The sequence below is a fragment of the Coprococcus sp. AF38-1 genome (genome assembly GCF_003603945.1).
In the GTDB taxonomy this organism is placed as follows: Bacteria; Bacillota; Clostridia; order Lachnospirales; family Lachnospiraceae; genus Coprococcus; species Coprococcus aceti.
The window spans coordinates 159403-171946 of sequence record NZ_QVGO01000001.1; the positions used below are offsets into that span (position 1 = coordinate 159403).

At 46.3% G+C, this 12544-nt stretch carries 11 protein-coding genes; 9 read left to right on the forward strand and 2 right to left on the reverse strand.

What is annotated here, in order from left to right; all coding sequences use genetic code 11:
* Positions 1-83 precede the first annotated feature (83 nt).
* Complete coding sequence (locus tag DW025_RS00725; protein ID WP_015533691.1) at positions 84-485, forward strand: Fur family transcriptional regulator; 402 nt, start codon at positions 84-86, stop codon at positions 483-485.
* Between the two features lie 110 nt (positions 486-595).
* On the opposite strand, the gene DW025_RS00730 is transcribed toward DW025_RS00725, so the two are convergent.
* Positions 596-2152: an asparaginase gene (locus tag DW025_RS00730; protein WP_119998152.1), complete on the reverse strand. Its 1557-nt coding sequence runs from the start codon at positions 2150-2152 to the stop codon at positions 596-598.
* Between the two features lie 318 nt (positions 2153-2470).
* Between DW025_RS00730 and DW025_RS00735 the strand changes: the two genes are divergently transcribed.
* The 8 genes from DW025_RS00735 (at position 2471) to dut (ending at position 11818) form a co-directional block, all read left to right on the forward strand.
* The gene (locus DW025_RS00735; RefSeq protein WP_022217270.1) at positions 2471-3739 is read left to right on the forward strand and encodes a glucose-1-phosphate adenylyltransferase; all 1269 of its coding nucleotides are present in this window, start codon (positions 2471-2473) and stop codon (positions 3737-3739) included.
* Positions 3740-3741: 2 nt separating this feature from the next.
* Positions 3742-4866 (forward strand): glucose-1-phosphate adenylyltransferase subunit GlgD, encoded by a 1125-nt coding sequence (gene glgD / locus DW025_RS00740; protein WP_022217271.1) that lies wholly within the window; start codon positions 3742-3744, stop codon positions 4864-4866.
* A gap of 79 nt (positions 4867-4945) precedes the next feature.
* Entirely contained in the window at positions 4946-5206 is a 261-nt protein-coding gene (gene spoVG, locus DW025_RS00745) for a septation regulator SpoVG (protein WP_015533695.1), read from the forward strand.
* Between the two features lie 151 nt (positions 5207-5357).
* On the forward strand, positions 5358-6092 hold the full coding sequence (locus DW025_RS00750; protein WP_119998154.1) for a sugar phosphate nucleotidyltransferase: 735 nt from the start codon (positions 5358-5360) through the stop codon (positions 6090-6092).
* A gap of 43 nt (positions 6093-6135) precedes the next feature.
* On the forward strand, positions 6136-6693 hold the full coding sequence (gene pth, locus DW025_RS00755; protein WP_015533697.1) for an aminoacyl-tRNA hydrolase: 558 nt from the start codon (positions 6136-6138) through the stop codon (positions 6691-6693).
* Between the two features lie 12 nt (positions 6694-6705).
* A complete protein-coding gene (gene mfd, locus DW025_RS00760; RefSeq protein ID WP_055223059.1) occupies positions 6706-10272 on the forward strand; it encodes a transcription-repair coupling factor in 3567 nt (1188 codons plus the stop codon).
* A gap of 57 nt (positions 10273-10329) precedes the next feature.
* Positions 10330-11358, forward strand: coding sequence for a peptidyl-prolyl cis-trans isomerase (locus DW025_RS00765; RefSeq protein WP_243104852.1), 1029 nt, complete (start codon positions 10330-10332; stop codon positions 11356-11358).
* Positions 11359-11371: 13 nt separating this feature from the next.
* A complete protein-coding gene (gene dut, locus DW025_RS00770; protein WP_055146693.1) occupies positions 11372-11818 on the forward strand; it encodes a dUTP diphosphatase in 447 nt (148 codons plus the stop codon).
* Positions 11819-11871: 53 nt separating this feature from the next.
* On the opposite strand, the gene nrdG is transcribed toward dut, so the two are convergent.
* Positions 11872-12411: an anaerobic ribonucleoside-triphosphate reductase activating protein gene (gene nrdG / locus DW025_RS00775; RefSeq protein WP_055146690.1), complete on the reverse strand. Its 540-nt coding sequence runs from the start codon at positions 12409-12411 to the stop codon at positions 11872-11874.
* Positions 12412-12544 lie beyond the last annotated feature (133 nt).

Consider the following 12544-nt stretch of genomic DNA (forward strand, 5'->3'; position numbering starts at 1 on the left):
ATAATATATGGAATGTGTTATCTTACTCTTATAGAGAACTGTTCCTAATAGAAAATTATAAATACCAGAAGGAGGACTATACAATGAGTGAGAAGCGTAACACATGGCAGAAACAGGTCATATACTCTGTTATAAAGGAGCTCAAGACTCATCCTACAGTCCAGAGTCTGATAGATGAACTGGAAAAGAGAGGATATAAGATAGGCAAATCAACTGTGTACAGGGTGCTCTCTGATGCGGTTGATGAGGGAATTGTCATGAATGTGTATTCAGGGGACAAGATGGAGCATTTTGATGGCAATACCGAGAATCACTATCACATACGCTGCAAGGTATGTGACAGGATATTTGACAGTGAGCTTCCATATCAGGATTCCATCACACAGATGGGCGTGGAGGCGGACAGCGATTTCGTCATACTGTCACACAACCTGGAATTCATCGGGATATGTCCATCCTGTAAGGACAGCCTGAAAAGTCTGTGATGGGGAATGCAAAAGACCGGTACACATAAACGCATATTGTATGCGGTGTATGTGTACCGGCCTTTTTGTATGTGCAGGCAATGCCAAGAGCCTGTATCTTATCTGCTCTGTCAGTCTCTCTTTTTCTGTGAAATGATATTTGCAGATTTTATTTCCTTCTTTATAAATTCAGGAATCGCGGAATTGTCTTTCTGGTCAGATTCAGGTGTGTCCGGCTGCGCCTCAACTGTATGTGAGTTTACACTTATAGGATCCACGCGTGGATTGCTGATAAATGTCTTGTTGGCCGAAGGCTTTACAACTGTCATTCCGAGGATGGACTTCTTGTTGCGAAACTCTCTTTCCTCCTCTGGTGTGCGCTCAGGGGCGGCATCCACCAGATTGCCGTCTCCGAAAAGGTCTATCTCAAAGCTGCTGTCATTTTCCTCCTGCTCATCATCCGTATCGTCATCCAGCGCATCTGTAATTATCGGTTCTGCGTGGATGGAAGTATCCGTATCGTCGTCTGCAAATGCACTGTCGAGATCAGGATCGTATTCATCAGCAAATGCGCTGTCAAGATCAGGGTCATATTTTTCATCTGATTCAGTGTCGCCAAATTCAGGATCGGAGTCGACATACTCCTCAGGCTTCTCAAAAAATGTAGGATCTATATCGAGCTTGAAGTCGACCTCTGAGTGACCCACTTCAATGCCGCAGTCGTTGAACAGCTTGGTCGTGTAGCAGTTTTTCAGCTTCTCGATGAGTTCAGTGTTTTCGTACTTGAGCTGTTCGAGTATGTTTGCGATTATCATTCCCTGATATTCATCCGTCCATCCGTCCTCAAGCTTTACTGCGATACCGAGCTTCATGCTCTTTATCGCCATACATATAACACCTCTGGAGCCGTCCTTCATTATGAGGTCAGGATTCTGGTTGATATAATATGAAGGTGTTCCGTAATCGTTGATCTTCTCAGGATATTTGTGGATGCATGAGAAGTTGTAGTCTATAGTCTCCCGGAGTTCGTTTGACAGGCTGAATGGATCCATGAGCTTTGCGTAGGACATGGCGATGCTTCTAAGTGGCAGTGCAAATACCGGAACTCCACAGCCGTCTATGCCGAGCCCGATCTTGAATGTAGGGGTCTGGCTGAGCATGGATATGAAATTGATTATCTGCTGCTGTACAGGGGAATCCTTGAGCTGATAGCCGTCCGGCTTACCGGTGAGCTCTCTCTGGAGCAACATAAGGCTGAAATGTTTTCCCGAGCAGCAGTGCTGAAGTTTGCTCTGTCCCTGCCTTGGGTGGAGCTTTGACCTGTCGGTGAGCTTTGCCGCCAGCGCTGAAGCTGATGTGGAAGCGCATGGCTTCATGATCATGTCATCGGGATTCAATCCTGTCTTGCGCGAGATCTCCTCCAGCACAAATATATGATGGTTGCTTCCCCAGTGGGAAGAGTTGAACATGGCAACATCCTCGTCGGTGAGGTTGAACCTTCTGTGAAGTCCTGCCAGCAGTGTAGGCAGCACCTGTATAGGCTTGCTTGCGGAACGCATGAAAGTCTGTTTCTCTATGTCGCCAAGGTAGGCGATTGTATCTCCCGTGGATGACACAACTGCGATGGAGCCGCGGTGTGCATTCTCAACAATATTTCCACGGTATTCTTTTACTAATATCTCTGACATATATTCAACACCTCATTTGTATTTTGTATGATTTTCTTCCGATATAGTCATTATATGAAAAAGATATCCGTTTGCAAAATGAAAATTACATAATATATAAGAAAAATATGAGAATGTAATTGAGTGTAAGTAAGTAATAACTAAAAAATACCGCCTGATACTGACAAAATACATCATTTGTCATATATACCCTGAGTAAAAAATGTTTAAAAAAATCGAAAAATGCGCATTTTTTTTGTGAAAATGCATAAAAAACTTTGATTATTATAAAAAGGATGGTATAATGTCTTTATAATTTTGCATGGAGAGGTGACTTACATGATTAAAAAAGAAATGATCGCCATGCTCCTTGCTGGCGGACAGGGCAGCCGTCTTGGAGTTCTTACATCCAAGCTTGCCAAGCCAGCGGTAGCATTTGGCGGCAAATACAAGATAATCGATTTCCCACTGAGCAACTGTATCAACTCGGGGATTGACACAGTAGGTGTACTTACACAGTACAGACCACTCAGACTTAACCAGCATATCGGAATCGGTATTCCTTGGGATCTCGATAGAAACATTGGTGGTGTCACAGTGCTTCCACCATACGAGAAGAGCAACAACAGCGAATGGTACACAGGTACTGCCAACGCTATCTACCAGAACATAGAGTTCATAGATTATTACAATCCAGACTATGTTCTCATACTTTCCGGTGATCATATCTACAAGATGGATTATGAACACATGCTTGACTATCACAAGTCCATGAATGCGGATGTGACACTTGCCACATACCAGGTTCCATGGGAGGAGGCAAGCAGATTCGGAGTAGTTATAACGAATGATGACGGCATCATCTCAGAGTTTGAGGAGAAGCCGGAGAACCCAAGAAGCAACAAGGCTTCCATGGGTATATACATATTCAACTGGAAGATCCTCCGCGAGGCACTTGTTACCATGAAGGATCAGCCGGGATGCGATTTCGGTAAGCATATCATTCCATACTGCCATGAGAACGGCAACAAGATATGTGCATACGATTTCAAGGGATACTGGAAGGATGTAGGAACTCTCGGTTCATACTGGGAGGCCAACATGGAGCTTGTCGACATAGTTCCTGAGTTCAATCTGTATGAGGAATTCTGGAAGATATATACGAAGACAGACGCCATACCACCTCAGTACATAGATGAAGCGGCAAAGGTATCCAAGTGTATCATCGGAGAGGGGACCGAGATATACGGAACCGTTGAGAATTCAGTTATAGGCTCTTGTGTAACCATAGGAGAGGGTGCGGTCGTTAAGGATTCGATTATAATGAATGGGGTTACGATCGAAGCTGGTGCCTATGTTGAAAAGGGAATCATTGCCGAGAATGTCAAGGTTGGTGCAAATGCCAAGCTTGGAGTTGGTGAGGAAGCTGTCAATGAGATGAAGCCTAATATCTACGCATTTGGCCTTGTTACTATAGGTGAGAACTCAGTTATACCTGAGGGCGTAACAATAGGTAAGAACACTGCAATATTCGGTGACACAGATCCTTCGGATTATCCGGACGGAACACTTCCGAGTGGCGGTAGTATTATAAAGGCAGGTGAGTAGACATGAGAGCATTAGGAATTATTCTGGCAGGTGGTAACAGCAATAAGCTGGGAGATCTTTCAGCAAAGAGAGCCGTTGCAGCCATGCCTATCACAGGAAGCTACAGAGCAATTGATTTCGCACTTTCCAATATGACTAATTCTCATATTCAGAAGGTAGCGGTATTCACACAGTACAACACAAGATCACTGAATGAGCATCTGAACTCAAGCAAGTGGTGGGATTTCGGAAGAAAGCAGGGAGGTCTGTTCATCTTCACACCTACCATCACAGCAGCTAACAGCTACTGGTACAAGGGAACAGCAGATGCACTTTATCAGAATATCAAGTTCCTCAAGGAGAGCCATGAGCCATATGTAGTTATCGCTTCAGGAGACGGTATCTACAAGCTTGACTACAACAAGGTTCTTGAGGAGCATATAAGCAATGGTGCAGATATCACGGTTGTATGCAAGGATATGGCACCGGGCGAGGATGACATCAACAGATTTGGTGTTATCAAGATGAACGAGGATGGCAGGATCATAGACTTCGAGGAGAAGCCTCTTGTGGCAGGAACCAACACGGTTTCCATAGGTGTATATGTCATAAGAAGAAGACAGCTCATCGAACTTCTTGAGACATGTGCCAACGAGGGAAGAAATGATTTCGTAAGAGATATTCTCGTGAGATATAAGGGTGTCAAGAGAATTTACGGATACAAGATGGACAGCTACTGGAGAAACATAGGAACAAAGGAGTCATATTACAGAGCTAATATGGATTTCCTCAAGAAGGACGTAAGAGACTTCTTCTTCAAACAGCATCCGGATATCTACTCAAGAGTGGATGATCTCCCACCAGCAAAGTACAATGCAGATGCGGTGGTAAATAACAGCTTGATAGCAAGCGGTTGTATCATCAACGGAACCGTTGAGAACTCAGTTATATTCAAGAAGGTATACATTGGAAATAACTGTGTGATCAGGAACTCGATCATACTTAACGATGTCAACATCGGTGATAATTCCATCATCGAGAATTGTATCGTGGAGAGCAGGGATACACTCCGCGCGAACACAGTACATCAGGGAACACCTGAGGACATCAAGGTAATAGTGGAGAAGGATTTCAGATATGCGTTGTAGGATGCATACGGTATAAGTAGTACAAATGACAATTGCGTGTGGGATCGCAATGTGTGTCAGGGTTAAGGGGGTAATTCAGATGCAGATAACTGATATCAGGATCAGAAGTGTTGAGAAGGAAGGCAAGATGAAGGCGGTTGTTTCTATTACGATCGATGACGAGTTTGTTGTGCATGACATCAAGATCATCGAGGGTGAGAAGGGCATGTTCATCGCGATGCCGAGTAGAAAGGCAGCGGATGGAGAATATAGAGATATCGCTCATCCGATCAATACAGCTACAAGAGAGCGTCTGCAGAGTATGATTCTTTCAAAGTATCAGGAATCTTTGGAAGAGTAATACCAGTCTCAAATAGACATTCAGAGCCAGTGCTAGAGGCGTAAGTCACCAAGCTGATAGCATTGGCTCTTTTTATATGGCCTTGTAAAAAAATATAGTATAAAGTAGAATGTATCTGTTCAGATCCAGATAGAATATGGAGGATATAATAATGGTAAAATCAGTTATACTTGCGGCAGGCAAGGGAACAAGAATGAAGTCAGATAAGCCAAAGGTAGTTCATCAGGTGATGGGAAAACCGATGGTATATTATTCTATAGAAGCGGCGCGCCAGGCGGGTGCAGACGAGGTGTGTGTGATCGTTGGATACAAGGCAGACGAGGTGAAGTCAGCCATAGCTGCCAGTGTCAACGATGTGAAGGTTGACTATGCGCTTCAGGAGGAGCAGCTCGGAACAGGCCATGCGGTAAAGTGTGCTGCAGATTTTATTGGACGTGATGGGGATGTGATCATACTCTGTGGAGATACACCGCTTGTGACAGGGGATACACTCAGAAAAGCACTTGATTTCCACAAGGATAGCGGGAATGGTGTAACCGTAATATCGGCGATGCTTGATGATCCATTTGGATATGGAAGGATCATAAGGGACGGTGACAGCCTGGCAAAGATCGTGGAGCAGAAGGATGCTGACGAAGCGGAGCAGGCTGTGAAGGAAGTTAACTCGGGCATGTATATATTTGACTGCGCAGCACTTCAGGACGCACTGTCACAGATATCAAATGACAACGCCCAGGGAGAGTATTATCTTCCGGATGCGATAGAGATAATAAAGAAAATGGGGCTTCCGGCTTCCGCTGTTCCGATGGACGATGCTGACCAGATAAGAGGAGTCAACACCCTGGAGCAGCTTGCAGATGCTGAGAAGATCATGGAGGACAGATAACAATAGAACGATCCACCTGGGTGGAGGAAAATGGAGAGACCAAATGAAGATCATAGTTGGACTTGGCAATCCCGGTGCGAAATATGCCGGAACAAGACACAATGTAGGATTTGCGGTTCTGGATGAGCTGGCAGAGAGACATAATATAAGGATAGACACTGCAAAGCATAAGGCACTTATAGGAAAGGGTATAATAGACGGAGAGAAGGTCATACTCGCCATGCCTCAGACATTTATGAATCTCAGCGGAGAGAGCGTAAGGGCGATAATGGACTTCTACAAATGCACGGTTGAAGATCTGATAGTCGTGTACGATGACATAGATCTTGACGTCGGCAAGCTCAGGATTAGACAGAAGGGAAGCGCCGGCGGTCATAACGGTATGAAGAATATCATACAGCACGTTGGCAGCCAGGAATTTGTCAGGATCAGAGTGGGTGTTGGCAAAAAGCCGGATCACATGGATCTGGCTGATTATGTGTTGTCGAGATTTGGAAAGGAAGATCTGGCGAATATAAGAGAGAGCTGCGGTAATGCCTGCGATGCGGTGGAGACCATACTGGCGGATGGCACAGTTGCAGCTATGAATAAGTTTAATTGAGAGTGATGGAGAATGATACGTGTACTTGGTGAGCCATTTGAAAAACTGAATATATATACAGAGTTGAAGGAGTGGCTTGCATCCGGAGATGGATTTGTCAATGTGACAGGTACGACGGGCGAGGGCACGGACAGAGTATTCATGATGCAGGGCTTTGGTGATGACGCATCGGTGCGCCTGATACTGACATATAACGACAGGCGTGCGGAGGAGCTGTACAGCGATATGAAGTTCTACGGAAGGGATGTATATATGTATCCTGCAAAGGATATTCTGTTCTTCAGTGCAGATGTCCACGGCAATGCCATAACCAGACGGCGCATGGAGGTCCTTCGGCGTCTGGCAACGGGAGAACCATGTACGATCATAGCCACGGTAGATGCAATGTATGACAAGATACCTGCACTGTCCTATATGAAAAAATACGTGATAAATATCCATGCGGCACAGTCCCTTGATCTGGATGAGCTCAAGGGCAAGCTGGTGGACCTTGGTTATGAAAAAACTGACAGTGTGGAGGAGCCGGGACAATTTGCCATACGAGGCGGTATCGTGGACATATTTCCGCTGACTGAGGAATGTCCATACAGAATAGACATGTGGGACGATGAAGTCGATACCATCAAGACATTTGATGCGGAGAGCCAGAGATCCATAGAGAATGTGGATGAACTTGTAATTTATCCCGCGGGAGAGATGGTGCTTTCAAAGGAGAGGATCGACAGAGGTATACACAGGCTGGAGGCAGAGCTGAAGCCGTATGCGAAGAAGCTTAAGGATTCATTTCAGACGGAGGCGTATGCCAGGATAAAGGGCGAGATAGCCACGCTGAAGGAACAGCTCACGGAGTTCAGTGCGATATACGGAGTGGACAGCTATGTTGATTATTTCTACAGTGACACGGTGTCTCTGGTGGACTGCCTGCCGGAGGATGCGTACATTTTCATAGATGAGACGAAGAAGGTCACGGAGAAGGCGGATGGCAGTGAGAAAAGTTTTCTTAGCAGCCTGACGCACAGGCTGGAGGGGGGATATATCCTCCCGGGGCAGATGAAGGTTCTGTTCACTTATGATGATGTTCTGGAAAAATGCAGACGCTACAAGGTTGTGGGCTTTGACTCATTTGTGGGTGAGGATGACCGTGTAAAGTATGCTCACCGCGTGGAGATCGAGAGCAGGGAGGTTCACAGCTACAGGAACAATTTTGATGCGCTGGTTACTGATATCAAGAAATGGAAGAAGGACAAATACAGCGTCCTGTTCGTATCGCCATCATCGGTCGGTGCGAAGAGAATGGTCGATAACCTCATGGACAATGACGTCATATGTCATTACCTGAACGACCCGGACAAAGCTCTGGCTGCCAGAGAGATGGCGGTCATGCCGGGAAGGCTCAGAGCCGGTTTTATGATACCGGAGATGAAGCTCATCGTGGTCAGTGAGGGAGATGTGTTCTCCAGCAAGACATCACATTCGCAGGCTTCGAGGAAGAAGCTGCCGCGTGCCGGGGAGATAGTAAAGTCATTCTCGGATGTGAGCGTGGGCGATTATGTGGTCCATGAGAAGTACGGAATAGGTATCTATCGTGGGCTTGAGAAGATAGAGGTCGACGGTGCCTTGAAGGACTATCTGGTCATCGAGTATGCTGAGGGCGGCAAATTATATGTCCTGGCTTCCGAGACGGACAGGATACAGAAGTACAGGAGCAAGGAGAGCCGAGCCCCGAAGATCAACAGACTCGGTGGCAGTGAGTGGCAGAAGGTAAGAAACAAGGTTAAGGGCCATGTCAGCGAGGTGGCTCAGCATCTTGTAAAGCTGTACTCAGAGAGACAGGCGAGGGAAGGCTTTGCCTATTCTCCTGATTCCGAGTGGCAGAAGGAGTTCGAGGAGACATTTCCTTATACTGAGACTGACGATCAGTTAAAGGCCATAGAGGATGTCAAGGCGGACATGGAGAGCCATAAGATCATGGACAGACTGGTGTGCGGAGACGTTGGATTTGGCAAGACTGAGGTGGCGATCCGTGCTGCGTTCAAGGCTGTCGGTGACAGCAAACAGGTTGCGTATCTTGTGCCGACCACGATCCTTGCCGAGCAGCATTATGAGACGTTCACAGAGCGAATGAAGGATTATCCAGTGACGGTGAGACTGTTGTGCAGATTCTGTACCCAGAAGGAGATAAAATCTACACTCAGAGAGCTGAAAGAGGGCAAGGTGGACATAGTCATAGGAACCCACAGGCTGCTCTCAAAGGATGTGGAGTTCAAGAATCTGGGACTTCTCATAATAGATGAGGAACAGAGATTCGGTGTAAATCACAAAGAGAAGATAAAAGAGATGAAGACCAATGTGGATGTTCTGACACTGACGGCGACGCCTATCCCGAGAACACTCCATATGAGTCTTGTTGGAATCAGAGACATGAGCCTGCTTGAGGAGCCTCCGGTGGACAGGAGGCCGATACAGACCTATGTCATGGAATATGACAGGGAGCTTGCCAGGGAGGCGATTGCCAGAGAGCTTGCAAGGCATGGTCAGGTATACTATGTGTACAACAGGGTCGAAGGCATAGAGAGATTTGCGGATGATGTGAGAAGCCTCGTGCCATATGCAAATGTAGAGTTTGCCCATGGACAGATGGATGGCCGCACGCTGGAGGACATCATGTACCGGTTCAACAAAAAGGAGATAGACGTGCTTGTGTGCACGACCATCATAGAGACCGGACTTGATATTCCGAATGCAAATACCATAATCATACACGACGCTAACCTGTTTGGTCTGGCACAGCTCTACCAGTTACGCGGAAGAGTTGGTCGCTCGGACAGAAGTGCATTTGCATTTATGTTCTACAGGCGCAACAAGATGATATCCGAGGTCGCTGAGAAGAGACTTAGAGCGATAAAAGAATATACGGATCTCGGCTCGGGAGTCAAGGTGTCCAAGGCGGATCTCAACATCAGAGGTGCGGGAAGCGTCCTGGGCGAGAGTCAGTCGGGCAACTATGAGGTCGTGGGCTATGACCTTTACTGCAAGATGCTTAATGATGCGGTCAGGGAGCTCCGCGGCGAGAAGGTTTTCCATGAATACGAGACGGAGATAGACCTTCCGGTGGATTCGTTCATCCCTGAGACGTACGTCAAAAACGACTTTGTCAAGCTGGAGCTTTGTAAGAGAATATCCCTCATCAAGAATGAGGATGAGTACAATGACATAGTGGATGAGCTCATTGACAGATTTGGCGACATCCCTGACGAGACAATGAATCTTCTTGATGTGGCACTGTTAAGGGCAAATGCAAATATCTGCTTCATAACCCGTATATGGTACAAGGACGGAGACCTGAGATTTGTCATGTACAACAGGGCTGACATAAATGTAGATGGGATAGATGAGCTCGTTAAGAGTTATTCAGGCAGGATGAAATTTGTCATGGGGGCAAAGCCTGAGTTTATATTGAAGCTTGGACGGGAGGAGAAAAATGATCTTCTCAGAAAGGCGGAATTTGTCGTGGCGGATATGTCACAGATGTTGATAATGACCCACAGTGAAGAAGACAGTGTGGATAACAAAGCATAGATAATGAGTTAGAAATATACAGACAGGAGAATACAAAGATAAGGAGGTGCGGTTCAGTTGAAGAGATGGTTGTGTGTGCTGCTGGCGCTCATATGTGCATTTGCCGTGACTGGATGTGGTAGTGATGCCACTGAGGAGACTGGCAAGGAGGTAGTTCTCAGATACAATGGGCAGAACATAGAGATAGACGAGGTGTATATTTATGCCAAGACTGTGAAGGAGGAGTACGAATCAAAGTATGGCAGTGACGTGTGGAAACAGAGCATAGTGACTGATGATGGTCTGGAGATGGATGCCGTGGATGCAGCAAGGCGTCAGGCGATATCAAAGCTCATAAAGACCAAGACTCTTATAACCAAATCCGGGGAGTACGGCATAAGCCTGACTGCAAGCGAGCAGAAGGATCAGGATACGGCGGCGCAAGAGTTCTATGACAAATTGACTGATGCCCAGATCGCAGAGGTTGGACTTGAACTCGATACGGTGAAGAGAGTTTTGCGTGAGAGCGCACTGGCAGACAAGATATATGATTATGTGATGAAGCAGAGCTCCACGGAGATATCCGATGAGCAGGCCAGGATGAGTACATTTTATGACATGTTCTTTGAGTGCTACTCGGAGGATGATTATGGAAATATCACCCTGTACTCACAGGACAAGATAGATGAGCAGAAGAAAAAGGCGGATGAGGCATATGAATCCATAGAGGAAGCCTCGGATGGCACAGATATGGATATATCATTCCTTGGAAGCGCAAAGGAGCTTAAGTATGCGGGAACACATACGATGAGCAGGGATGATATATTGAGCACCTATGGCCAGGATACGCTGGACATACTGTACAGCATGTCGGATGGCGAGATATCCACGGTGGTGGAGACTGAGTATGGTTACCATATATTCCAGATGATAAGCATTACGGATGAGAAGGCCACGGCCGAGAACAAGAAGAAGCTCACGGATGCCGCTGATGCGGAATACTATGACAACCTTATGAAGGACTGGATAGATGAGCTGGACAGCGGATATTCATACAGTAAGAGTGTGGATATGGATGTGTACAACAAGATAAAATTTGACGAATAAGAGGAGAAGAAAGATGGCAACAGTATACGATATCAATATTAAGAAGCTGGATGAAAAGGCAGTCATACCGACATACGGTTCAGAGTACGCAGCGGGGGCGGATTTGTATGCGTGTCTTGATGAGGCGATTACTATAGAGCCGGGACAGACGGTGATGGTTCACACGGGTATAGCCATGGAGATACCTGAGGGATTTGCAGGACTTGTGTATGCGAGAAGCGGTCTGGCATCCAAGAAGGGGCTTGCACCGGCCAATAAGGTTGGAGTTGTGGATGCGGATTACAGAGGGGAAATCATGGTTGCACTCCACAATCACGGAACCCAGGCACAGACGGTTGAGCCTGAGGAGAGAATAGCACAGCTTGTGATCGCTCCTTATATCGTTGGAGCATTCCATCAGGTGGACGAGCTCAGCGATACAGTCAGAGGAGCCGGCGGATTCGGTTCAACAGGAAAGTAACAAAAAAGCGGCCGTGCATCATCATTTTAATGGTGTGCCAGACCGCTTTTCTTTTATTTAAAATACTTTCCGCTTTCATCCCACAGGACTGTGGTGCCTGTCTTCAAGGACTTTGGTACATCTATGATACGCTGGTTCCTTGAGCCCTTGAATCTCAGTGACAGATCCTTCTGTTCGTCTATGAATTCTCCGTCCACAAGGACGTCAATGTAGGAGAGAAGTTCTTTTGTATACTCCCATTCATTACACATGCGGTCTAAGAGATCGGTTTCAAATGTATAACCGGTGTAGCACCAGATGGTCTTGTCAGGGTAGGTCTCCTTGAACTTTCTTGCCAGAGGAAGAAGCCCCTGCTGGTTCACATATTCCATAGGTTCTCCGCCGAGCAGGGAGAGACCTGCTATATAGTCCTCCTTGCAACTATCTATTATGTGGTTGATCTCCACATCCGTGAACGGCTTGCCGTAGCCGAAATCCCATGTGTCAGGGTTGAAACAGTTCTTGCAGTGGTGTGTGCAGCCGGATACAAATACAGACACTCTGACGCCGGTTCCGTTTGCCACATCAAATAGTTTGATATCTGCGTAATTCATAATGTGATCCCTTCTAAATTTATCTTAAAACAAAAGTATGGCCTGCGTTGCCCTCTACGACATGCAGACCATACAATTGAAATTATTAATGCATATTGTTATTTTATATCAGTTGCCTGAATATATCAAGTGT